The following is a 22,543-nucleotide window of genomic DNA, read 5'->3' as shown; positions in this document are numbered from 1 at the left end:
CCATCGACGCACTCTGAGTGACGGCACTCCTTCCCGTCCCGGCACTCCGAGACACCCCTGAAGAACCTCACGAAGGGCACCGGACATGGGTCCCCATCCTGCGGTCGCGGCGATACGCCTGGCGGTCCGCCGCGTACTCCACGACGTCATCGCCGAACACGCCGAACAGAACGAACGCGCCGGACGCGCCCCGCACCCCGAGCTCGCCCGGGCCGGCACGGGCGGCCGCCTCGGCACGCTCCCCGACCGCCCCGACACCCCGCTGGTGCTGGTGGCCTGCTCCGGCGGCGCCGACTCCATGGCGCTCGCCTCCGCCCTCGCCTTCGAGGCCCGCAAACTCCCGGTCCGGGCCGGCGGCATCACCGTCGACCACGGCCTCCAGGACGGCTCCGACCTCCGCGCCGCCGAGGTCGCCGCCCGGCTCGCCGCCATGGACCTCGGCCCCGTCGAGGCCGTCGCCGTCCACGTCGGCCGCGAGGGCGGACCCGAGGCCGCCGCCCGCGACGCCCGCTACGCCGCGCTCGACGCCGCCGCCGAACGCCACGGCGCCGCCGCCGTCCTCCTCGGCCACACCCGCGACGACCAGGCCGAGACCGTCCTGCTGGGCCTCGCCCGCGGCTCCGGCATCCGCTCCCTGTCCGGCATGGCCGCCTCCTCCGGCCCGGCCGGCCGCTACCGCCGCCCCTTCCTCCAGCTCGACCGGCAGACCGCCCGCACCGCCTGCCTCGCCCAGTCCCTGCCCGTCTGGGACGACCCCCACAACATCGACCCCGCCTACACCCGCTCCCGGCTGCGCCACGAGGGCCTGCCCGCCCTGGAGAAGGCCCTCGGCAAGGGCGTGGTCGAAGCCCTCGCCCGTACGGCCCAGCTCTCCCGCGACGACGCGGACGCCCTCGACACCTGGGCCGCCGCCGCCGACCGTGACGTACGCGACGACGCCGGCCGCCTCGAGTGCGCCAAGCTGTACGCGCTGCCCCCCGCCGTACGCCGCCGGGTGCTGCGCCGGGCCGCCATAGAGGCGGGCTCTCCGGCCGGTTCGCTCTTCGCCCGGCACATCGAGGAAGTGGACCGCCTGGTCACCGGCTGGCGCGGCCAGCAGGCCATCAACCTCCCCGGCCGCGTCGAAGCCCTGCGGCAGGGTGGCAGACTGGTCATCCGGCAGAGCTGACGCACGAGCGGCTGACATGCAGGGCGACCGCCGCGCAGGCCCGGGACTCCACCCCCGGACCCGGCAGGCACAGAAAGAGACGCGGGTGAACGAGAAGGACATGGGCACCGACCTCCAGTCGGTGCTCCTCACCAAGGAAGAGATCGACGCGAAGCTCGTGGAGCTGGCCGCGAAGATCGACGCGGAGTACGCCGGCAAGGACCTGCTCCTCGTCGGGGTCCTCAAGGGCGCCGTCATGGTCATGGCGGACCTGGCGCGTGCGCTGTCCACCCCCGTCACCATGGACTGGATGGCCGTCTCCTCGTACGGCGCGGGCACCCAGTCCTCCGGTGTCGTCCGGATCCTCAAGGACCTGGACACCGACATCAAGGGCAAGCACGTCCTGATCGTCGAGGACATCATCGACTCCGGCCTGACGCTGTCCTGGCTGATGTCGAACCTGGGCTCGCGCGAGCCCGCCTCGCTGGAGATCTGCACCCTGCTCCGCAAGCCGGACGCGGCCAAGGTCGCGCTCGACTGCAAGTGGGTCGGCTTCGACATTCCCAACGAGTTCGTCGTCGGCTACGGCCTCGACTACGCCGAGAAGTACCGCAACCTCCCCTTCGTCGGGACCCTCGCCCCGCACGTATACGGAGGCTGAGGGCGCGCGGACCCGCCGCAGGGCCCGCCGGGAACCCTCACGGGCCGCCCGCCGTTGAGCCTTCGAGGCGCGATTGCCGGACGTCCGAGGCGGACGCCGGTGACCATGCTGGGGTACCGTCCGAAGAACAGTCTTTACTCACAGCAGCATTTACCTACGGGCAGGAGGGACGGGGCGTCTTCGCCTCGTATGGATGGACGTGAAGCGATACTTCCGTGGGCCGGTCATGTGGATCGTGCTGGCCGTCCTCGCCGTGGTCGTGTTGATGAATGTCGTCGGCTCGGGCGGCGGCTACAAGACGGTGGACACCGGACAGGTGATCCAGGCGATCAGCAAGAACCAGGTGGACCAGGCCAAGCTCACCACCGGTGACGATCACATCATCAAGATCGAACTGAAGGACGGTCAGAAGCTGTCCGGCGAGTCCGGCAGCAAGTTCCAGGCGAGCTACATCGGCAACCAGGGCGTCCAGCTCGCCGACATGCTCCAGAAGAAGTACGAGAGCGGCGACATCAAGGACGGGTACACCGTCTCGCCGTCGAAGCAGTCCCCGTTCGTCTCGATCCTCTTCTCGCTGCTGCCGTTCGTCCTCATCGTGGTCGTCTTCCTGTTCCTGATGAATCAGATGCAGGGTGGCGGCTCCAAGGTCATGCAGTTCGGCAAGTCCAAGGCCAAGCTGATCACCAAGGACACCCCGAAGACGACGTTCGCCGACGTGGCGGGCTCGGACGAGGCGGTCGAGGAGCTCCAGGAGATCAAGGAGTTCCTCCAGGAGCCGGCCAAGTTCCAGGCCGTCGGCGCCAAGATCCCCAAGGGCGTCCTGCTCTACGGGCCTCCCGGTACGGGCAAGACCCTGCTCGCACGCGCCGTCGCGGGCGAGGCGGGCGTCCCGTTCTACTCGATCTCCGGTTCCGACTTCGTCGAGATGTTCGTCGGTGTCGGCGCCTCCCGGGTCCGCGACCTCTTCGAGCAGGCCAAGGCGAACGCCCCGGCGATCGTCTTCGTCGACGAGATCGACGCCGTCGGCCGCCACCGCGGCGCCGGCATGGGCGGCGGTCACGACGAGCGCGAGCAGACGCTCAACCAGCTGCTCGTGGAGATGGACGGCTTCGACGTGAAGGGCGGGGTCATCCTGATCGCCGCCACGAACCGCCCGGACATCCTCGACCCGGCGCTGCTGCGCCCGGGCCGCTTCGACCGGCAGATCGCGGTCGACCGGCCGGACATGCAGGGCCGGCTGGAGATCCTCAAGGTCCACCAGAAGGGCAAGCCGGTCGCCCCGGACGTCGACCTCGGCGCCGTCGCCCGCCGCACGCCCGGCTTCACCGGTGCCGACCTGTCGAACGTGCTGAACGAGGCCGCGCTCCTGACGGCGCGCAGCAACCAGAAGCTCATCGACAACGCCACGCTGGACGAGGCCATCGACCGCGTCGTGGCGGGCCCGCAGAAGCGGACCCGGATCATGTCCGAGAAGGAGAAGAAGATCACCGCGTACCACGAGGGCGGACACGCCCTGGTCGCGGCGGCTTCCCCCCAGTCGGACCCGGTCCACAAGATCACGATCCTCTCCCGCGGCCGTGCCCTCGGTTACACGATGGTGCTCCCGGAGGAGGACAAGTACTCCACGACGCGCAACGAGATGCTCGACCAGCTCGCGTACATGCTGGGCGGGCGCGCGGCCGAGGAGCTGGTCTTCCACGACCCGACCACCGGCGCCGCGAACGACATCGAGAAGGCCACGGCGACGGCCCGCGCGATGGTCACGCAGTACGGCATGACCGAGCGTCTCGGCGCGATCAAGTTCGGCGGCGACAACACCGAACCGTTCGTGGGCCGCGAGATGGGCCACCAGCGCGACTACTCGGAAGAGGTCGCCGCCCTGGTGGACGAAGAGGTCAAGAAGCTCATCGAGACCGCCCACAACGACGCGTGGGAGATCCTCGTCGAGAATCGCGACGTGCTGGACACCCTGGTTCTCCGCCTCCTGGAGAAGGAGACCCTGGGCAAGGAGGAGATCGCCGAGATCTTCGCCCCGATCGTCAAGCGCCCGGCCCGCCCCGCGTGGACCGGCTCCGCCCGGCGCACCCCGTCCACCCGTCCGCCGGTCCTCTCCCCGAAGGAGCTCGCCCTCACCAACGGCGCGAGCGCGGCCGCCGGCTCGGTCACGGACGCCGTCCCGAGCACGGAGACCCTCCCGGAGGACCGTCCCGAGAGCTAGTCACCGACCCGGTGTGTCCCCCGTCACGGGGCTCCCACCAGGCCCGGAATGGATGCCGCGCCCCCCAGGTTCTAGCCTGTTGGGGGCGCGGCTTTTCCGTACACCTGCGCGGATGCCCCCGCAGCGACAGCTCAAGGAACGAGGCACACATGACCGACCCGGTGACGCTGGACCCCCAGGGGCCGATCGGCGAGTTCGACGAGAAACGTGCCGAGGCCGCTGTCCGGGAGCTGCTGCTGGCGGTGGGCGAGGACCCGGACCGCGAGGGCCTGAAGGAGACACCGGGGCGGGTGGCGCGGGCGTACAAGGAGATATTCGCGGGCCTGTACCAGCAGGCCGAGGACGTCCTGACGACCACGTTCGACCTGGGCCACGACGAGATGGTGCTCGTCAAGGACATCGAGGTGTTCAGCACGTGTGAACACCATCTGGTCCCCTTCCGCGGGGTGGCGCACGTCGGGTACATCCCGGCCACCAGCGGCAAGATCACCGGCCTGTCGAAGCTGGCCCGGCTGGTCGACGTCTACGCCCGCCGGCCGCAGGTGCAGGAGCGGCTGACCACCCAGGTCGCCGAGTCCCTGATGGAGATCCTGGAGCCGCGCGGCGTCATCGTCGTCATCGAGTGCGAGCACATGTGCATGTCGATGCGCGGCATCCGCAAGCCCGGGGCGAAGACGCTGACCTCCGCGGTCCGCGGACAGCTGCGCGACCCCGCCACGCGCGCCGAGGCCATGAGCCTCATCATGGCGCGCTGATCCCGCCCCCGGCCCGAGCCGGACCCGGCACCGGCGTTACGCCGCCGCCGCGTCCGGTTTGTTGTCGTCCTTGTCGTCCGGGAGCTTGCAGACGTGCTCCAGGAAGAGGGCGGCGGCGATGACCGCGATGCCGGCCAGGACCGCGAAGCCGGCGTAGATCGCCTGGTCGCGGCGGGGCGGGTTGTCCAGGGAGCCGAGCAGGAAGACGGCCGTGCCGCCGTACATGCCGGAGACCAGGGCGACGACCAGGGCGCTCGCCTGCGCGAAGACCAGGGCCCGGGCGGCCATCATGGGCTCGACGCCCTTCGCGTCCGGGCGCCGCTCGCGCTGGGCGCGCAGGCGGGCGCGGATGGACAGCGCCGTCGCCAGCAGGACGACGGCGATCAGCGCGAGGACGATGGGCGCGAAGAGCGGGACGCTCGGCAGCGTGCCCAGCGAGTCCCAGAGGCGGGCGGCGCCCCAGGAGAGGACTCCGGCGGCGGCGAAGAGGCCGGCCAGGACTCCGAGCCGTAGTTGCTTCACCCCGTGAGCCGCCCTTCGCCGCCTGTGTCCGTCGTGTCCTTCGTGCTGTGTTCTGTGAGCCTAACGACTACTCGGGCAGCCGGAGTTCCAGGTCGGCCCGGGGGAGCACGCCGTCGCGCCCGACACCGGTCAGCAGATCGGCGACCGGGCCCGCGCCGGGCAGCTGGGCCTCGGGGTCCACGTCGTGCCAGGGGGCGAGGACGAAGGCGCGCTCGCGGGCCCGGGGGTGCGGGAGGGTGAGCACGGGGTCGTCCGACACGACATCCGCGTACGAGACGATGTCGACGTCGATGGTGCGCGGGCCCCAGCGCTCCTCGCGGACCCGTTCGAAGGCCTCCTCGATGGCCTGGCCGCGCTCCAGGAGCGAGGACGGGGGCAGCGTCGTCTTCACGACGATCACCGCGTTGAAGTACGAGGGCTGGGAGCCCGGGTCGACGCCCCAGGGCTCCGTCTCGTACACCGGGGAGACCGCCTTGACCCGGAGGCCGGGCGTGTCCTCCAGGGCGTCGATGGCGCCCTGGAGCGTCTCCAGGCGGTTGCCCAGGTTGGCGCCGAGCGAGAGCACGGCCAGTTTGGGGTTGGAGAGGGTGATGTCCGCCGCGTCCACCTGCTCGACCACGGAGGCGGGCACCGGCTGTACGGTCGGGTCGCTCTGCCCTTCGGTGGAAAATGCAGTCATGCTCGGCTCCGGGTGATGGTGATGGTGACGTCGTCGAACGGGACGGTGATGGGCGCGTCCGGCTTGTGCACCACGACCTCCACCTCCTCGACGCCGTCGTGCTTGAGGCACTGCTGGGCGATGCGCTCGGCGAGCGTCTCGATCAGGTCGACCGGCTCGCCCTGGACCACGGCGACGACCTCCTCCGCGACCACGCCGTAGTGCACGGTCTTCGTCAGGTCGTCGGTGGCTGCCGCGGGGCGGGTGTCGAGGCCGAGCACCAGGTCCACGATGAACGTCTGTCCCTCTTCCCGTTCCCGGGGGAAGACGCCATGGTTCCCGCGGGCCTTGAGGCCGCGCAGCGCGACACGATCCACGCGAATCACTCCTGCTGTCGTTGGTCCGGGGGCGCAGGGCCGCGTGCGGGCGGCCGGTTGCCCGATTTCGAATCTACCTGCGAGCACCGACACCCCTGCCCCGTGGGGGGCGGGCCTGCGGGCGCGGAACAGATAGCCGCTGATACCCCGAAGTGTCCCGGGCCAATCACCCCGGACCGGCTTTTGTGCCCGAAAGAGGGGCGGGCCGGCTCAGGACGTGGGGTCTTCGTCCTCTTCCTCACCGGTTTCGGCCAGTACGGGCGAACCGTGGTGCGACCAGAGCTTCCAGCCGTCCGGAGTGCGGCGGAACACATTCGTCGCGACGACGAGCTGCCCGACGAGCGGGCCGAGCGAGGCGCCCTCCTCGGCGGGGCCGCCGCTGAGGATGTTCTCGGTGCAGGTCACCAGTGCGGTGTCGTCCGTCATGGAGACGCCGACGTCGGTCAGGAAGAACTGGATGTACTCGGTGTTCGCCATGATCAGCGCGTAGCTGCGCAGCACCTCGCGCCGCCCGCTGAGCACCGGCCAGCCCGGGTGGACGCAGGAGACCGTCAGCTCCTCGTCCGGCAGCCAGGCGGCCGTCAGCGCGTCCAGGTCGCCGCGCTCCACGGCCTCGTAGTACGCCGTGTTGGCCTGCTCGACGGCCGCGATGTCGGCGGCGGCGTCCGCGTGCCCGTCGCCCGGCCCGGTCACCTCGTCACCGGGCCCGGTCACCTCGTCGCCCGGCCCGCTCACGCGGCTCCCTCGATGGCGCGGGCGACCCGGACCGCGTCGGCGGTGGCCCGTACCTCGTGGACGCGGACCGCCCAGGCGCCGGCCCGGGCGGAGAGGGCGGAGACGGCGGCCGTGGCGGCGTCGCGCTCGCGGGCGGGCGGCGGGGCGGCGCCCTCGCGGGCCAGCACGTGGCCCAGGAACCGCTTGCGGGACGCGGCGACCAGCAGGGGGCGGCCGAGGGCGTGCAGGGCGTCGAGCCCGGCCAGCAGCGCCAGGTCGTGCGGGGCGTCCTTGGCGAAGCCGAGCCCGGGGTCGATCACGAGGCGTTCCGGGGCGATGCCGCCTGCCACCACCGCGTCCATCCGGGCGCGCAGCTCGTCGGTGACCTCGCCGACCACGTCCCCGTACACCGCCCGGCTGTTCATCGACTCGCTGAAGCCGCGCCAGTGCATGACGACGAACGGGGCGCCGGCGGCGGCGACCACGGGGACCATGTCCGGGTCGGCCTGGCCGCCGCTGACGTCGTTGACGAGGACGGCTCCGGCGGCGATCGCCTGCTCGGCGACCCGGGCGCGCATGGTGTCGACGGAGACCGTGACGCCCTCGGAGACCAGGCCCCGGACGACCGGGATCACCCGGCGCAGCTCTTCGGACTCGTCCACCCTGCTGGCGCCGGGGCGGGTGGACTCGCCGCCGACGTCCACGAGGTCGGCGCCCTCGGCGACGAGGTCGAGGCCGTGCTTGACGGCCCTCGTGGTGTCGAACCAGCGGCCTCCGTCGGAGAAGGAGTCGGGGGTCACGTTGACGACCCCCATGACCGCGCAGCGGTCCCACTCCGGCAGACCCTGGACCGTCCCGCGCAACGTACTCATATGACCAGCCTAGGCCCGTACGGCGCGGCGCTATGCCGTACGGGCGTCCTGCTCGCCCGCCTGGGACCGCGCGTGGCCGCACGGGCGGCGCGGGGCGAACCGGAGCGGGCGGGGGAGCGCCAGGTGCACGAAGCCCTCGGCCTGCATCGCGGCGAAGGAGATGCGGGGCAGGTCGCGGGCGGTCCGGTAGACGACGAAGCGGGGCTCCCAGCGCGGCCGGAACTTGGCGTTGAACTTGTACAGCGACTCGATCTGGAACCAGCGCGAGAGGAAGATCAGCAGTCCCCGCCAGACCCGCAGGACGGGCCCCGCGCCCAGCCGCTCGCCCCGGGCGAGCGCGGAGCGGAACATCGCGAAGTTCAGCGAGACCCGGCCGATGCCGAGCCGGGGTGCGGCCTGGAGGGAGGCGACGATCAGCAGCTCGTTCATGCCGGGGTCGGCGGAGCGGTCGCGGCGCATGAGGTCGAGGGACATGCCGTCGTTGCCCCAGGGCACGAAGTGGAGCACGGCCTTCAGGTCGCCGTACGGGGAGTCGGCGCTCTGCTCGTCGGTCTTGTGGGCGGTGGCGATGAAGCAGTCCCGGTCGGCGGTGTCGCCGATCCGGCCGAGCGCCATGGAGAAGCCGCGTTCGGTGTCGGTGCCGCGCCAGTCGGCGGCGGCCCGGCGGATGCGGGCGAGTTCGGTCTCGCCGATGTCGGCCACGCGCCGGACGCGGGTCTCGTAGCCGTTCCGCTCAATGCGCTTCACCATCTGGCGTACGTTGCGCATCGCGCGCCCGGCGAGGGAGAAATCCGCGACGTCCACCACCGCCTCGTCGCCGAGCTCCAGGGCGGTGAGTCCGGTCTCGCGGGTCCAGACCTCGCCGCCGGTCTCGCCGCATCCCATGACGGCGGGGGCCCAGGAGTGCGCCCGCGCCTCGTCCATGAAGCGTTCGATGGCGCCGGGCCACGCCTCCACGTCCCCGATCGGGTCGCCGCTGGCGAGCATCACGCCGGAGACCACGCGGTAGCAGACGGCGGCCTTGCCGCTGGGCGAGAAGACGACGGCCTTGTCGCGGCGGAGCGCGAAGTGGCCGAGCGAGTCGCGCCCGCCGTGCCGTTCCAGCAGGGCGCGCAGCCGGGCCTCGTCGTCCTCGGTGAGCCGGGCTGCCGGGTGTTCGGGGCGGAAGGCCAGGTAGATGGTGGTGACGGCGGTCAGCAGGCCGAGCGCGCCGAGCGAGCAGCCGACGGTCCAGGAGGTGTCCCCGGAGTAGTCGACGGGCCCTTCGAAGCCGACCAGGCCGTACAGCACGTGCTGGAGGCGGTCGGCGATGCTGGGGCTGCCGACCAGGCGGCGCGGGTGGGCGCTGACGATGACCAGGCCGAGGCCGAGCGAGCCGGCGCCGAGCAGGACGAAGTTGGCCAGGGCCCGCCAGCGGCTGCGCGGGTCGGGCAGGGCGGCGAACTCGCTCCGGTGACGTACGAGCAGGTAACACAGCGTCAGCGAGACCAGGGCGCCGAGGACCGAGTGCCGGTAGCTGAACTGGGCCAGCGCGCCGGCCGGGAGCAGGACGACGGCGGCCCGCCAGGCCCGGCGCTTGTGCCGCTTGAGGCCGTGGGCCAGGAGCAGCAGCAGGACCCCGGCGCTGAGCGAGAGTGCTGCCGCGAACGGGCCGAGGGCTCCGGGAAGGACCTCGGCCAGGCTGTGCATGCGGCTGTGCCGGAAGCGCGGGAACACCCCGGCGGCGACGTCGATCAGTCCGACGGCGGTGCAGGCCGTGCCGACGAGCGCGGGCACGGCTTCCGGCCGGGGGCCGCGCACGAACGCACGTGCGCGAACCGGAACCGATCCTGATTTATCCCCATCTAGCGTGACAGACATCGCTTCCCGTGGTTCCGCGAGAGATTCCTGGAGTCCGGCGGCCGGAGCCCTGCGGACGATGTGCGACCTCTAGGACGATCCTTCCGGGCCGTGGGTTCACCCGCTGCCCGGAAATTTCCTGACAGAAAGTTCACCGGTCATGGGCCTTACGGGCAAGCCACTGCTGATCCTGGCGATCGTGCTGGCCGTCGTGCTGTTCACCGTCACCGTCTGGTGCTGGCCGAGGCTCGCCCGGCGCAGTGCGCCGGCCGTGCTCGGCCGGGTGGGCATGCTGCTCGCGACCCAGGTGGCGGTGTTCGCCACGGTCGGCCTGCTGGCCAACAACAGCTTCCTCTTCTACGGCTCCTGGGCCGATCTGTTCGGCCGCAAGCAGGAGCTGGGCGTGGTCACCGACCACGCCTCCGGGACGCTGGCCGCGAAGAACATCGTGCGGGTGGGCTCGCAGCGGCCGGACGTGCCGGGCGGGGCGCTGCCCAGGGTGGGCGGCCGGATCGACAAGGTCGTGATCGCGGGGAAGCACTCGGGCATCGAGAGTTCGGCGTACGTCTACCTGCCGCCGGAGTACTTCCAGCCGGCGTTCGCCCGGCGGAAGTTTCCGGCGGTGGTGGTGCTGACCGGCTACCCGGGCACCTCGGAGAATCTGATCAAGGGGCTGCGCTATCCGCGTACGGCACACGAACGGGTGAAGGCCGGACGGGCGCAGCCGATGGTCCTGGTGATGCTGCGTCCGACGGTGGCGCCGCCCCGGGACACCGAGTGCGTGGACATAAAGGGCGGTCCGAAGACGGAGACGTTCTTCGCGGACGACGTGCCCCGGGCGGTGTCGGCCGGGTACCGGGTGGGTAAGCGGGCCCGGAACTGGGGCATCATCGGCAACTCGACCGGCGGCTACTGCGCGTTGAAGATCGGGCTGCACCACCCCGGCCGGTACGCCGCGAGCGCGGGGCTCTCCGCGTATTACAAGGCAGCCGAGGACCCGACGACCGGTGACCTCTTCCACGGCGACCGGGCGGCGCGGAACCACGCGGACCTGCTGTGGACGCTGGACAACCGGCCGCAGCCGGACTCCTCGTTCCTGGTGACGACCTCGCGGCACGGCGAGGCGAACTACGCCGACACCAAGAGGTTCGTGGCCGGGGTGAAGCAGCCGGCGCAGGTCTCCTCGATCGTGCTGGACAGCGGGGGGCACAACTTCAACACCTGGCGCCGGGAGATCCCGGCGGCGCTGGAGTGGCTGAGCAGCCGGCTGAGCGAGAGCTGAGCGTACGGGCCCGGCCTTCTTACAGCCCGGCCGCGCCCGCCACGCTCTCGACCTCGACCTCCGCGCGGGGGACCGCGCGGCCGTCCGCGCCGACCGAGCGGCGCAGCGCCTCGTGCAGCCGGGCCGGGGTGAGCACGCCCAGGAAGCGGCCCTCGCCGGCCTCGTCGATGACGGCGATCCACCCGGCGTCGTGCTGGAGCATGGTGGCGAATGCCTGTTTGAGCGGGGCGCCGAGCGGAAGCCACGCCTCCATGCGGCGGGCGTGGTCGCGGACGGTGCCCTTGGAGCCGGTGCGTGTGTCGTCGGCGGCGATCCAGCCGTGCAGGTGCTCGTCGCCGTCCAGGACGACGGCCCAGCGGGCGCCCTCCGCGCGGAGGCGTTCGGTCGCGGTGGACAGCGGGTCGTCCAGGTGGACGACGGGCGGGCGGTCGAGGTCGCTCTCCTCGACGGGGGTGACCGAGAGCCGCTTGAGGCCCCGGTCGGCGCCCACGAAGTCGGCGACATAGGCGTTGGCGGGGGCGCCGAGCACGGTCGCGGGAGTGTCGAACTGCTCGATCGAGCCCTGTCCGTAGACGGCGATGCGGTCACCGAGACGGACCGCTTCCTCGATGTCGTGCGTGACGAACAGCACGGTTTTGCGGACCTGTTCCTGCAGTTTCAGGAATTCGTTCTGCAGGTGTTCGCGGACCACCGGGTCGACCGCGCCGAACGGTTCGTCCATCAGCAGGACCGGCGGGTCGGCGGCCAGGGCCCGGGCCACCCCCACGCGTTGGCGCTGTCCGCCGGAGAGCTGTTCCGGATAGCGGTCGCCATAAACGGAAGGATCGAGTCCGACGAGGTCGAGGAGTTCGGCGGCGCGGGCCCGGCCCTTTTGGCGTTTCCAGCCGAGGAGATGGGGAACGGTGGCGGTGTTCTCCAGGACCGTCTTGTGCGGGAAGAGGCCCACTTGCTGGATCACATAGCCGATGCGGCGACGCAGTCGGACGGGGTCGATGGCGGATATGTCGTCCCCGTCGAGGAATATCCGGCCCTCGGTCGGTTCGATCAGTCGGTTCACCATCTTCATGGTGGTCGTCTTGCCGCATCCCGACGGTCCGACGAGCGTGACCAGTTCACCCTCGGCGACCTCGAAGGAAAGGCCGTCGACGGCGGTGGTGCCGTCCGCATACCGCTTGGTGACGTGCTCGAAACGGATCATGGTTCCCCATTGTCGCGGGTGTTCTGTGAAGGACATGTTGCTGGAACACAACGTCTCCGGCGATTGTCAGTGGTCGAGGATAGGCTCGCCGGACATCAGTACGAGAAGGCGAACGGGAGGTGGGGGTACGTATGGCCGGACAGAACTGCCTGGTGACGAACGACTGGATCTGCGGGGAGTATCTCCGTTCCCGCAGCCAGGAGTTGACGGACGCCACCGTCCAGCACATCTGGATCACCGCCGTCTCGGTCGCGATAGGTGTGGCCGTCGCCTTCCCGCTGGCGCTCCTCGCACGCAGGGGCCGCGGATTCGCCGGACCGGTCCTCGGGCTGACGACGGTGCTCTACACCGTGCCCTCGCTCGCGATGTTCTCCCTCCTGCTGCCCTTCTTCGGGCTCTCCGCCGCCCTGGTGGTGACCGGGCTCGTGCTGTATTCGCTGACCATCCTCGTGCGCAACATCCTGGCGGGCCTGGAAGCGGTGCCCGAGGAGGCGAAGGAGGCCGCGCACGGCATGGGCTACGGGCCGGTCCGCCTGCTGTGGGAGGTGGAGCTGCCGCTCGCGCTGCCCGCGCTGATGGCGGGGATACGGATCGCCACGGTGTCCACGATCGCGCTGACCACGGTCGGTTCCATCGTCGGGCGGGGCGGCCTCGGCAATCTCATCGAGGACGCGCTGCCGAGCTTCTTCAAGGCCCAGGTGCTGGCCGCCTCGGTGCTCTGCGTGCTGCTCGCGGTCGTCGCGGACCTGCTGCTGCTCGGGCTCCAGCGGCTGCTGACGCCCTGGACGCGCATACGTGTGGCCGCGCCCGGCCCGGCGAAGGCGGAGGCGGTCTGACATGGGAGTTCTCGGGGACGCCTGGACCTGGCTCACCACCGGTGCCAACTGGTCCGGGGAGAGCGGGGCCGCGCACCGGCTGAGCGAGCACCTGTACGTCAGCGGCGTCGCGCTCGCCCTGGCCTGCGCCATCGCCCTGCCCCTCGCGCTGTACCTCGGCCACATCGGGAAGGGCGGCGCCCTCGCGGTCAACCTGGCCAACGTCGGGCGCGCGGTGCCCGTCTTCGCGGTGCTGGCCCTCTTCATGGTCTCGCCCCTGCGCAACGCGGGGTACATCCCGACGATCATCGCCCTGGTGCTGTTCGCCGTGCCGCCGCTGCTGACCAACGCCTACGTGGGGATGACCGAGGTGGACCGCTCGGTGGCGGAGGCGGCGCGCGGGATGGGCATGTCGGGCGGCCAGCTCTTCCTGCGCGTCGAGCTGCCCCTCGCCTACCCGCTGATCATGACCGGGCTGCGGTCGGCCGCCGTCCAGGTCGTGGCCACGGCGACCATCGCGGCCATGGTCGGTCAGGGCGGCCTCGGCCGGATCATCACCGCCGGTTTCAACACGTACGACACCGCGCAGGTGGTGGCGGGGGCCCTGCTGGTCGCCGTGCTCGCCCTGCTGGTGGAAGCGGTCCTGGTGGCCGTCGACCGCCTGCTCTCCCCGCTGCGCCGCCGTCGGCCGGCCTGAGGGCCCCGGCCCGTCACACCCGTAACGCATGTCGCATATCCACCACTTGTCGCATACGGCTTCGCCGCCGTGGACGGAGAAGATCATGAGCAGGACCTCACGCACGGCCGGCGTCGTCATCGGCATCCTCGCGCTGGCGGGCTCGCTCGCCGCGTGCGGCGGGGACAGCCTGGAGAAGGACAAGGGCGCCCCGTCCGGCGGCCAGGACTCCGGCAAGAAGGGCTCGCTCGTCGTCGGCGCCGCCGCCTTCACCGAGTCCAAGGTGCTCGCCGAGCTGTACGCGCAGATCCTCGGGGACGCCGGATACAGCACCTCGGTCACCACCGTGAAGAACCGCGAACTGTACGAACCCTCCCTGGAGAAGGGCGAGATCGACGTCGTTCCGGAATACGCGGCGACGATCGCGGAATTCCTGAACGCGAAGGTGAACGGGGCGAAGGCAGCCGAGTCGAAGCCGGTCGCCTCGGGCGACACCGCGGCCACCCTCGCCGCCCTGAAGAAGCTCGCCGAGCCGCGCGGACTGAAGGTCCTTCCGGCGGGGAAGGCCGTCGACCAGAACGCGTTCGCGGTGACCAAGGAATTCGCCGACAAGCACAAGCTGAAGACCCTTTCCGATCTCGGCGCGGCGAAGATCGGCGTCAAGGTCGCGGCGGGCGACGAGTGCGAGGTGCGGCCCTTCTGCGCACCCGGACTCAAGAAGACGTACGGCATCGACGTCACGGGAATCGACCCCAAGGGCGTCGGCACCCCGCAGTCCAAGCAGGCGGTGAAGGACGGCAAGGACCAACTCGTCCTGACCACCACCACCGACGCCGTGCTCGACACCTACGACCTGGTGTTCCTGGACGACGACAAGAAGCTCCAGAACGCGGACAACGTCCTGCCCGTCCTGAACGCGAAGGACGCGGGCGACCAGGAGATAGCCGACGCGCTCGGCAAGCTCACCGGCGCACTCACCACCGAGGACCTCGCACAACTGAACCGCAAGGTCGACGCGGAGCGCGCCAAGCCGGCCGATGTGGCCCGCGAATACCTCCAGTCGAAGGGGCTGATCAAGAAGTAGAAAGGCCTCCGGGGAGGCGCCCGGAGAACGGGCCGCGGGAGCCGCCGGGTAACTTGCCGGGCACAGATTGCCGGGCGGCTCCCCAAGTACGGCGCGCACACGGTAAATTTCGGGCCATGCCCCGTGGACGCCACCGCCATTCGCCGCCACTGCACAGAATCCTTCCGCCTTCGGCAGTCGCCGGAGCGGCGGTCGCCTGTGCGGCGGGAGCCTGGCTGCTGACCGAACCCATGGTCCTGCGCGCAGTGGTCGCGGCCGCCGCGGCGGCCGCCGTCACCGGCGCGGTCCTCATGCGCGGCTGGGACCGCGAGGCGGGCCGTCGCGTCGCCGAGCTGACCCGGGCCCGCGCGAGCGACGAGTGGCGCGCCGAGGAGCGCGCGGCGGAGCTCGAAGCGGATCTGGAGGAGGCGCGGGAGATCCGCGCCCGCCTGGAGACCAAGCTGCGCCGCAAGCGCGTCGAACTGGCCGGGCTCCGGGGCGAACACGCCGCGCTGCTGCGCCGTTACGCCAACGCGGAGACCGAGCGCGCCAGCGCCCTGGAGAGCCGCCGGCAGCTCGCGATCGAGACGTCCGCGCCCGCCCGCGCCCTGCCCCCGGCCCGCTCCACGCCCACCCCGGACTCCTACGCCCGCGCCGCCCGGGCGCTGGCCGACCTCCCGCGCAACGCGGCGCTCCAGAAGGCCCGCCGGATCGCCGGTCAGGCGCAGCGGGACCGCGCGGAGGGCACCCGGGAGGAGGAGCAGGCGCAGGCCGCCCTGCCCGCCACCCGGCCCGCAGTCCAGCCGCCCGCCATGCGCCCGGTCCCGGCCGCCAGCGCGGTCGTCCCGTACGCGGCGTCCCGCCGCCAGCCGGTGCCGCAGGGCAGCTTCGACTTCTTCGGTACGCAGAAGGCCGTGCCCGCCGCGGCCGAGCGTGCCGCGATCGAGGCCGTGCAGAACGAGGACCTGGCCGACGTGGTCGGCGAGGAGGTCCTGGCCGCGCACCGCCCGGACACGCCGGAGGACCGCGCCGTCGGCAAGGTCATCGACCTCACCGCGCACGACGAGACGGAGCAGCTCGACGTCGCGGAGCTGCGCAGCGCGATCTCGTGACGCGGGGGCGCCCGTCGGCGCCCGGTACGCGCCGTCGGCGCCCTACTTGTCGATGTCGCCGACGACGAAGAACAGCGAGCCCAGGATCGCCACCATGTCGGCGACCAGCGTGCCCGGCAGCAGTTCGGTGAGCGCCTGGATGTTGTTGAACGACGCCGAGCGCAGCTTCAGCCGGTACGGGGTCTTCTCGCCCTTGGACACCAGGTAGTAGCCGTTGACGCCGAGCGGATTCTCGGTCCAGGCGTACGTGTGGCCCTCGGGGGCCTTGAGGACCTTCGGCAGCCGCTGGTTGACGGGCCCCGGTGCGAGATCCGCCATCCGGTCCAGGCAGGCGTCGGCGAGGTCCAGGGCGTTGTGCGTCTGCTCCAGCAGGCATTCGAACCGGGCCAGGCAGTCGCCCTCGGTCCGGGTGACGACCTTCAGGGTCTCGGTCAGTTCCCCGTACGCGAGATACGGCTCGTCGCGCCGCAGATCGAAGTCGACGCCCGAGGCGCGGGCGATCGGCCCGGACACCCCGTACGCGTGCACCGCCCCGGCCGACAGCACACCGACACCCCGGGTGCGGGCCCGGAAGATCTCGTTGCCGAGGACGAGTCCGTCGTACACGTCCATCCGGGAGCGCACCGAGGCGACGGCGTCCCGGGCGCGGCCGAGCCAGCCCGCCGGCAGGTCCTCCTTGAGGCCGCCGACCCGGTTGAACATGTAGTGCATGCGGCCGCCGGAGACCTCCTCCATCACCGCCTGGAGCTCCTCGCGCTCCCGGAACGCGTGGAACACGGGGGTGATCCCGCCGAGTTCCAGCGGGTACGAGCCGAGGAACATCAGGTGGTTGAGGACCCGGTTCAGCTCGGCGAGCAGGGTGCGGGTCCAGACCGCGCGCTCCGGGACCTCCATGCCGAGCATCCGCTCCACGGCCATCACGACGCCCAGCTCGTTCGAGAACGCGGAGAGCCAGTCGTGGCGGTTGGCGAGCATGATGATCTGGCGGTAGTCGCGGGCCTCGAACAGCTTCTCCGCGCCGCGGTGCATATAGCCGACGACCGGTTCGGCGTGCTGGATGCGCTCGCCGTCCAGGACGATGCGGAGGCGGAGCACGCCGTGGGTGGAGGGGTGCTGGGGGCCGATGTTGAGCACCATGTCGGTGCTTTCGGCTGCGCCGCCGATGCCGATGGTCGTCTCCGTCATGGGGCGATTATTGCGTGCCGCGCCGTTGCCCGGGGCTCTGCCCCGGGCCCCGCTCCGCAATCGCCGGAGGGGCTCACGGTCTCCGGTGCTCCAGCCAGCCGAAGTCGCCCAGGCCGCCCCTCGCCGTCAGTTCCGCCGCCTCGCCCGCCGTGGACAGGGCGCGCAGGTACGCGGACGGGTCGGCCGACGCCAGGGTCAGGGGCGGGCGTTCGCCCGTGATGCCCAGGGTCGCCAGGGCCTCGCGCTGGGTCCGCAGGTGGGCCGGTGGTCCGGCCGCCGCCGCGCACGCGTCCAGGGCCACATGGGCCGTCAGGTCGCGGCTCCCGTCCGGCACCGGCCGGGCCTCGCGGCCCGCGCGGAAGCCGGTGAGCGTGCCGAAGGGCGGGCGTTCCCCGCGTACGTGCGCGTAGTCCACCGCCACCGCGAGCCCCGCGGACAGGGAGGACACCGCCGCCGCCCACGCCTCGTCGCGCGGGCGGCCGATCTCCGCCCGGCTGCCCGGGCCCGCCGGGGGCCACCAGCGGCGCAGCCACTCCGCGTCCGCCCCGGTCACCGGAGCGCCCAGCCGCTCCGCGCCGTCGCAGGTGCGCACCTCGACGTACCGTTCGACGCCCTCGGCATCGGTCTCCGCGACGGGGAGCGGCACATTGTCCAGCCACTCGTTGGCGAAGAGCAGCCCGCGCGCCCCGGGCGGCGGTGCCGCGCACCACTCCACCCGGGGGTCCAGGCCCTCGGGGCGGTCGGCGAGCTCCACCGCGTACGCACGCACCACGAGGTCCCGGCCGCCCTCGGCCGGGAGCGCGGCGAGGACGCCGGTGACGAGTTCCCCGCGCCCGGCGCCCATGTCGACCAGGTCCACGTGCGTGGTGCCGAGCTCCGCCGCCGTGCGGACCAGGAGCCGGGCGACGGCGGCGGCGAAGAGGGGGGAGGCGTGCACAGAGGTACGGAAGTGGCCCGCGGGGCCCTCGGGGCGCCGGTAGAAACCCTCGTCGCCGTAGAGAGCGGTCTCCGCCGCCTCCTGCCACCCGCGCCACTCATCCGTCACGGGCCCAGTCTCCACCTTGGGGAGTACGGTCCGGGGACCCGGATCGGTCCTCCGGTTGACCCGGCGGCCCCCGGCCTTCTTTACGCTGGGTTACGTGCAGCGCCTCTACGATTTCATCCGCAGACACCCGACGGGCGTCGACAGCTTCTGGGCTGTCTTCCTCCTCGGGATCTCCGGCATGACCATCGTGGTGGGCGACGTCGGGCACGGCGGCCGTCTCGAACGGATCGCGGTCGTGCCGGTCGTCCTCGGGCTCTGCCTCGTCGTCGCGCTGCGCCGCCGCGCGCCGGAGAAGATGCTGCTGCTCGCCATCGCGATGGGCGTCGTCCAGCTGATCTGCGGTGTCCGGCCGACCGTCGCGAACTTCGCGATGCTCGTCATCACCTTCACCGTCGCCACCGTCGGTGAGCGCTGGGCGTCGCGGCTCGCCCTGGCGTGCAGCCTGACCGCCGCCACGCTGTCCCAGCTCCGCTGGCCCAACGAGGAGGGCGACCCGCGCAACTGGGCGCAGACGCTGTTCGTCGTCGCCGTGCTGACGGTGCCCTTCGTGCTGGCCTGGGTGCTCGGCGACTCGATGCGGACCAGGCGCGCCTACTTCGACCAGCTGGAGGAGCGGGCGGCCCGCCTGGAGCGGGAGCGCGAGGCCCAGTCGAAGGTCGCGGTGGCCGCCGAGCGGGCCCGTATCGCCCGTGAACTGCACGATGTCGTCGCGCACAACGTCTCCGTGATGGTCGTGCAGGCCGATGGCGCCGCCTACGTCATGGACGCGGCGCCCGACCAGGCCCGGCAGGCGCTGGAGACCATCTCCAGCACCGGCCGCCAGGCACTCGCGGAGATGCGGCGGCTGCTCGGGGTGCTGCGGACGGGCGACGCGGAGGAGAGCGGGGAGTACGTCCCGCAGCCCGACGTCGAGCAGATCGAGGAGCTGATCGACCAGGTCCGCAAGGCCGGCCTGGCGGTGGACTTCAAGGTCGAGGGGACCGCCCGCCCGCTGCCCAGCGGCGTCGAGCTGACCGCGTACCGCATCGTGCAGGAGGCCCTGACCAACACCCGCAAGCACGGCGGCCCGCACGCCGGGGCCAGTGTGCGGCTGGTCTACTTCGACGACGGGCTCGGCCTGCTGGTCGAGGACGACGGGCGGGGCGCCGCGCACGAGCTGTACGAGGACGGGGGCGCCGACGGCGCCGGCCACGGCATGATCGGCATGCGGGAACGCGTCGGCATGGTCGGCGGCACACTGGACGCCGGGCCGCGCCCCGGCGGAGGATTCCGGATCAGCGCGCTGCTGCCCCTCAAGGCCGCCGACCGCTGAACGAACGAGGAGAGAACAGCCCCCATGGCGATCCGCGTGATGCTCGTCGACGACCAGGTTCTGCTGCGCACCGGCTTCCGGATGGTGCTCGCCGCCCAGCCCGACATGGAGGTGGTCGCCGAGGCCGGTGACGGCGCGGAGGCGATCGACATCCTGCGCGCCACCGCCGTGGACGTGGTGCTGATGGACGTCCGCATGCCGAAGCTGGACGGCGTCGAGGCCACCCGCCGCATCTGCGCGCGGGCCGAGCCGCCGAAGGTGCTGATCCTGACCACGTTCGACCTGGACGAGTACGCGTTCTCCGGGCTGAAGGCCGGGGCCAGCGGCTTCATGCTGAAGGACGTGCCGCCGGGCGAACTGCTCGCTGCGATCCGCTCCGTGCACAGCGGCGACGCGGTCGTCGCCCCCTCCACCACCCGCCGGCTGCTCGACCGGTTCTCGCCGATGCTGCCCAGCGGCACCCCGGAACCGCAGCACAAGGACATCGCCAAGCTCACCGAGCGCGAGCGCGAGGTGATGCTGCTCGTCGCGCAGGGCCTGTCGAACGGCGAGATCGCGGGCCGCCTGGTGCTCTCCGAGGCGACCGTGAAGACGCACGTCGGCCGCATCCTGACCAAGCTGTCGCTGCGCGACCGGGTGCAGGTCGTCGTCCTCGCCTACGAGACCGGGCTGGTCCGCGCCGGCGGCTAGGGGGTGTCTTGTCGATCAGGGCGCGGACCCGGCCATGATCGGCAAGGCGCTCCCTAGCGCAGGATCCCCTCCAGGAAGTCGCTGCCGAGCCGGGCCACCACCGTCAGGTCCAGCTGGTGCAGCACGTACCGGCCCCGGCGCCGGGTCGTGACCAGACCGGCCTTCTTGAGCACCGCGAGATGGCGTGAGACCTCGGGCGGGGTGATCCCGTTCGTGTCGGCCAGCTCACCGGTGGTGTACGGGGAACGCGCGATGTTCCGGCACAGCCGCATCCGCATCGGGTGCGCCAGCGCCTCCATCCGCAGCTGGAGCAGTTCCACCGAGGCGGGCGCGGGCAGCTCCGGCCGGTGCACCGGGTAGTGGATCACCGGACGCCAGCCCGGGGCGTGCAGCACCATCAGATGCGGCCAGCCGAAGCTGGTCGGGATCAGTGTGAGCCCGGGGCCGATGGCGGGGTCCGTCGCGGTGGTGGCCCCCTCGACCAGCTTGTCGACGCTGATCCGGCCGCCGTCCGCGTCGAGTGAGAGCGCGGGCGAGACCGCCCGTATCGCCTCGGCGAGCCCCTTGCGCCGCAGCAGGTCCGTCTTGTGCCGCGCGTCCGCCACCAGCTGGATGCGGGTCCGCTCCCAGGTGTCCGCGAAGAACGCCTGGTCGCAGTCCTCGAACAGGCGGCGCAGCCAGCGGCGTACGGGAGCCGGGTCGGCCAGCAGCCGCTCGGTGAAGTCCACCTGGCGCGGACCGCGCGCCGCCGCCATCTCCATCGCCCGGCCGCGCGCGTCGGTGTTGCGCAGCGGGGAGGCCGCGCCGGTCCCGTGGAACGCGGCGCAGGTGAACTCCAGCGCGGCCGAGACGAACCGGTCGTCGTCGAGACGGTCCAGGAGGTCCAGCTCGGCGGCGAGGCTGTCGCCCGGCGCGCCGTCGCCCCCGACGACCCCGGCGGACGGCATGAAGATGTCCGAGAAGGTGTTCCGCCACAGGAACTCCGCCTCGTGCAGCCGGTCGGCGAGATCGGGTTCCAGGGCCGTGGCGGTGGCCGTCGCCCAGCCGTGCAGGCCCGGGTGGTGGCCCGGCTCGGAGAGGGCGTGCAGGGCCACGCCCAGCTCCACGAGCGGGGAGGTCCGGAAGACGATGCGGTCGGGGTCGAGCCCCGCGATGTCGATGGTGACGCTCACCGGTCCATGGTGCCTGTCACCCGCTCCAGGAACGCGGCCACCGCGTCCCGGACGTCGTCCGCGCTCCACTCCAGCCCGGCCTCCGACACCGTGACCTCCGTGAACGCCACCCCGGGCGCCCCCGCGTCCGGCGTGAACCAGCGGCGGAACAGCACCGTGCCCGTCTCCTCCGCCTGCCGCACCGACGCCTCGGTCAGCACCTCCGCGTCGTACGGCAGCCACACCTGGAACTGGTGGGTGTGCGGCACCTGCGGATGCACCCGGAACCAGCCCGCGCCGCCCGCCTCGATCCCCTCGGCCAGCGCCCCGGCCACCACCTTCGCGTGTGCCGCGTACGACGGCAGCCTCGGCAGCTCCCGGTCGAGCCCGGCCAGGGCCGCGACCGCCGCCGGGAACTGCTGGAAGAGCTGACCGCCGTACCGGTGCCGCCAGAGGCGGGCCTCCTCGACCAGCGAGGCGGAACCGGCGAGCACGGCCCCGGAGATCCCGCCCAGGGACTTGTAGAACGACACGTACACGCTGTCCGCGAGCGCGGCGATCTCCGGCAGCCCGCGCCCGAAGTGCGTGGCGCACTCCCACAGCCGGGCCCCGTCGAAGTGGACGACCGCGTCCCGGTCCCGGGCGGCGGCCACCACGGCCTCCAGCTCCTCCCAGGCGGGCAGCAGGAATCCGGCGTCCCGCAGCGGCAGCTCCAGCATCAGGGTGCCGAACGGCTCCGGGAAGTCGCGGACCTCGTCGGCGGTCGGCAGCCTCGGCTCCGTCGTCGGGTGGACCGTGCGCAGCCCGCTCACCGCCCCCAGGGCGCCGCTCTCGTGCACCTCCGGGTGGGCGAGCGGGTGCAGGGCGACCACGGGGTTGCCGGTGCGGGCGGCCCAGCAGCGGAGCGCGACCTGCTGCGCCATCGTCCCGGTCGGGAAGAACACGGCGGCCTCCGTGCCGAGCAGCCCGGCGACCCGCCGCTCCAGCTCACCGACGACACCGTCCCCGTAGATGTCCGCCGGGAGGCCCGGGTCGGTGACCGTCCCGGCGTCCGCCGCGAGGGCGGCCAGCTGCTCGCCGAGCGTGCGGTCCTGGGGGAGGCGGGACAGGGCGCGCCTCCCCTGCCGCCAGGCGGTGAGCCGGCGCAGCCGCGCCGCCTCCTCGCTCCCCGGCTCCGCCGTCTCGTCCGTCACCTGCGTGTTCGTGTCTGCCATGGGACGATCATCACGCAGAACACCGGACCTGCCCACC

22 protein-coding genes are annotated in these 22,543 nt (G+C 72.0%); 11 read left to right on the top strand and 11 right to left on the bottom strand.

What is annotated here, in order from left to right; genetic code table 11:
* Window positions 1-85 precede the first annotated feature (85 nt).
* From tilS to folE, 4 genes are all read left to right on the top strand, one after another.
* Window positions 86-1,168, top strand: a complete 1,083-nt coding sequence (gene tilS / locus ACFZAT_RS15090) for a tRNA lysidine(34) synthetase TilS (RefSeq protein WP_391264397.1) — start codon at window positions 86-88, stop codon at window positions 1,166-1,168.
* Between the two features lie 100 nt (window positions 1,169-1,268).
* Entirely contained in the window at window positions 1,269-1,808 is a 540-nt protein-coding gene (gene hpt, locus ACFZAT_RS15085; RefSeq protein ID WP_037777945.1) for a hypoxanthine phosphoribosyltransferase, read from the top strand.
* A 193-nt stretch (window positions 1,809-2,001) separates the two neighbouring features.
* Window positions 2,002-4,026 (top strand): ATP-dependent zinc metalloprotease FtsH, encoded by a 2,025-nt coding sequence (ftsH, locus tag ACFZAT_RS15080; protein WP_391264394.1) that lies wholly within the window; start codon window positions 2,002-2,004, stop codon window positions 4,024-4,026.
* Window positions 4,027-4,175: 149 nt separating this feature from the next.
* Window positions 4,176-4,781 (top strand): GTP cyclohydrolase I FolE, encoded by a 606-nt coding sequence (gene folE, locus ACFZAT_RS15075; RefSeq protein ID WP_330312569.1) that lies wholly within the window; start codon window positions 4,176-4,178, stop codon window positions 4,779-4,781.
* Window positions 4,782-4,817: 36 nt separating this feature from the next.
* Here folE and ACFZAT_RS15070 read toward each other — a convergent pair whose 3' ends face one another.
* The 6 genes from ACFZAT_RS15070 to ACFZAT_RS15045 all read right to left on the bottom strand — a co-directional run bounded on the left by ACFZAT_RS15070 (window position 4,818) and on the right by ACFZAT_RS15045 (window position 9,784).
* Window positions 4,818-5,303, bottom strand: coding sequence for a DUF3180 family protein (locus ACFZAT_RS15070; RefSeq protein WP_391264391.1), 486 nt, complete (start codon window positions 5,301-5,303; stop codon window positions 4,818-4,820).
* A gap of 67 nt (window positions 5,304-5,370) precedes the next feature.
* Window positions 5,371-5,982 carry a 2-amino-4-hydroxy-6-hydroxymethyldihydropteridine diphosphokinase gene (gene folK / locus ACFZAT_RS15065; RefSeq protein WP_073966344.1) on the bottom strand — a complete coding sequence of 204 codons (612 nt, stop codon included), beginning with the start codon at window positions 5,980-5,982 and terminating at the stop codon, window positions 5,371-5,373.
* Window positions 5,979-6,338, bottom strand: coding sequence for a dihydroneopterin aldolase (gene folB, locus ACFZAT_RS15060; protein ID WP_391264389.1), 360 nt, complete (start codon window positions 6,336-6,338; stop codon window positions 5,979-5,981). The genes folK and folB overlap by 4 nt, the downstream gene beginning before the upstream one ends.
* Before the next feature lie 210 nt (window positions 6,339-6,548).
* The gene (locus tag ACFZAT_RS15055) at window positions 6,549-7,052 is read right to left on the bottom strand and encodes a nuclear transport factor 2 family protein (RefSeq protein ID WP_391265012.1); all 504 of its coding nucleotides are present in this window, start codon (window positions 7,050-7,052) and stop codon (window positions 6,549-6,551) included.
* 17 nt (window positions 7,053-7,069) lie between these two features.
* Window positions 7,070-7,867, bottom strand: a complete 798-nt coding sequence (gene folP / locus ACFZAT_RS15050; protein WP_391265011.1) for a dihydropteroate synthase — start codon at window positions 7,865-7,867, stop codon at window positions 7,070-7,072.
* Window positions 7,868-7,954: 87 nt separating this feature from the next.
* On the bottom strand, window positions 7,955-9,784 hold the full coding sequence (locus ACFZAT_RS15045) for a phosphatidylglycerol lysyltransferase domain-containing protein (protein WP_391264387.1): 1,830 nt from the start codon (window positions 9,782-9,784) through the stop codon (window positions 7,955-7,957).
* A gap of 139 nt (window positions 9,785-9,923) precedes the next feature.
* Between ACFZAT_RS15045 and ACFZAT_RS15040 the strand changes: the two genes are divergently transcribed.
* Window positions 9,924-11,045: an alpha/beta hydrolase-fold protein gene (locus tag ACFZAT_RS15040; RefSeq protein WP_391264384.1), complete on the top strand. Its 1,122-nt coding sequence runs from the start codon at window positions 9,924-9,926 to the stop codon at window positions 11,043-11,045.
* A 19-nt stretch (window positions 11,046-11,064) separates the two neighbouring features.
* Here ACFZAT_RS15040 and ACFZAT_RS15035 read toward each other — a convergent pair whose 3' ends face one another.
* Window positions 11,065-12,243, bottom strand: a complete 1,179-nt coding sequence (locus ACFZAT_RS15035) for a betaine/proline/choline family ABC transporter ATP-binding protein (RefSeq protein WP_391264382.1) — start codon at window positions 12,241-12,243, stop codon at window positions 11,065-11,067.
* A gap of 131 nt (window positions 12,244-12,374) precedes the next feature.
* On the opposite strand from ACFZAT_RS15035, the gene ACFZAT_RS15030 reads away from it, so the two are divergent.
* The 4 genes from ACFZAT_RS15030 (at window position 12,375) to ACFZAT_RS15015 (ending at window position 15,909) form a co-directional block, all read left to right on the top strand.
* Complete coding sequence (locus tag ACFZAT_RS15030; protein ID WP_391264380.1) at window positions 12,375-13,079, top strand: ABC transporter permease subunit; 705 nt, start codon at window positions 12,375-12,377, stop codon at window positions 13,077-13,079.
* Between the two features lies 1 nt (window position 13,080).
* Window positions 13,081-13,755 (top strand): ABC transporter permease subunit, encoded by a 675-nt coding sequence (locus ACFZAT_RS15025; protein ID WP_391264377.1) that lies wholly within the window; start codon window positions 13,081-13,083, stop codon window positions 13,753-13,755.
* Window positions 13,756-13,840: 85 nt separating this feature from the next.
* Complete coding sequence (locus ACFZAT_RS15020; RefSeq protein WP_391264375.1) at window positions 13,841-14,818, top strand: glycine betaine ABC transporter substrate-binding protein; 978 nt, start codon at window positions 13,841-13,843, stop codon at window positions 14,816-14,818.
* Window positions 14,819-14,934: 116 nt separating this feature from the next.
* Window positions 14,935-15,909 carry a hypothetical protein gene (locus tag ACFZAT_RS15015; protein ID WP_391264373.1) on the top strand — a complete coding sequence of 325 codons (975 nt, stop codon included), beginning with the start codon at window positions 14,935-14,937 and terminating at the stop codon, window positions 15,907-15,909.
* A 42-nt stretch (window positions 15,910-15,951) separates the two neighbouring features.
* Here ACFZAT_RS15015 and ACFZAT_RS15010 read toward each other — a convergent pair whose 3' ends face one another.
* Both ACFZAT_RS15010 and ACFZAT_RS15005 read right to left on the bottom strand, forming a co-directional pair.
* Window positions 15,952-17,094 (bottom strand): NADH-quinone oxidoreductase subunit D, encoded by a 1,143-nt coding sequence (locus ACFZAT_RS15010; protein WP_391264371.1) that lies wholly within the window; start codon window positions 17,092-17,094, stop codon window positions 15,952-15,954.
* 73 nt (window positions 17,095-17,167) lie between these two features.
* Window positions 17,168-18,139 carry an SAM-dependent methyltransferase gene (locus ACFZAT_RS15005; RefSeq protein WP_391264368.1) on the bottom strand — a complete coding sequence of 324 codons (972 nt, stop codon included), beginning with the start codon at window positions 18,137-18,139 and terminating at the stop codon, window positions 17,168-17,170.
* Between the two features lie 94 nt (window positions 18,140-18,233).
* Here ACFZAT_RS15005 and ACFZAT_RS15000 point away from each other — a divergent pair, with 94 nt between their 5' ends.
* Together ACFZAT_RS15000 and ACFZAT_RS14995 are read left to right on the top strand one after the other, a co-directional pair.
* A complete protein-coding gene (locus ACFZAT_RS15000) occupies window positions 18,234-19,451 on the top strand; it encodes a histidine kinase (protein ID WP_391264366.1) in 1,218 nt (405 codons plus the stop codon).
* Between the two features lie 24 nt (window positions 19,452-19,475).
* On the top strand, window positions 19,476-20,141 hold the full coding sequence (locus ACFZAT_RS14995) for a response regulator (protein WP_391264363.1): 666 nt from the start codon (window positions 19,476-19,478) through the stop codon (window positions 20,139-20,141).
* Window positions 20,142-20,194: 53 nt separating this feature from the next.
* Here ACFZAT_RS14995 and ACFZAT_RS14990 read toward each other — a convergent pair whose 3' ends face one another.
* The gene (locus tag ACFZAT_RS14990) at window positions 20,195-21,313 is read right to left on the bottom strand and encodes a DUF5937 family protein (RefSeq protein WP_391264361.1); all 1,119 of its coding nucleotides are present in this window, start codon (window positions 21,311-21,313) and stop codon (window positions 20,195-20,197) included.
* Complete coding sequence (locus ACFZAT_RS14985; RefSeq protein ID WP_391264358.1) at window positions 21,310-22,506, bottom strand: beta-eliminating lyase-related protein; 1,197 nt, start codon at window positions 22,504-22,506, stop codon at window positions 21,310-21,312. Before ACFZAT_RS14985 ends, ACFZAT_RS14990 begins: the two co-directional genes overlap by 4 nt.
* Between the last annotated feature and the right edge of the window lie 37 nt (window positions 22,507-22,543).

It is taken from the genome of Streptomyces sp. NPDC008163, assembly GCF_042956885.1.
GTDB classification, from domain to species: domain Bacteria; phylum Actinomycetota; class Actinomycetes; order Streptomycetales; family Streptomycetaceae; genus Streptomyces; species Streptomyces drozdowiczii_A.
Note: the sequence above shows the minus strand (reverse complement) of the source record. Positions and strands in the feature narration are given on the sequence as shown.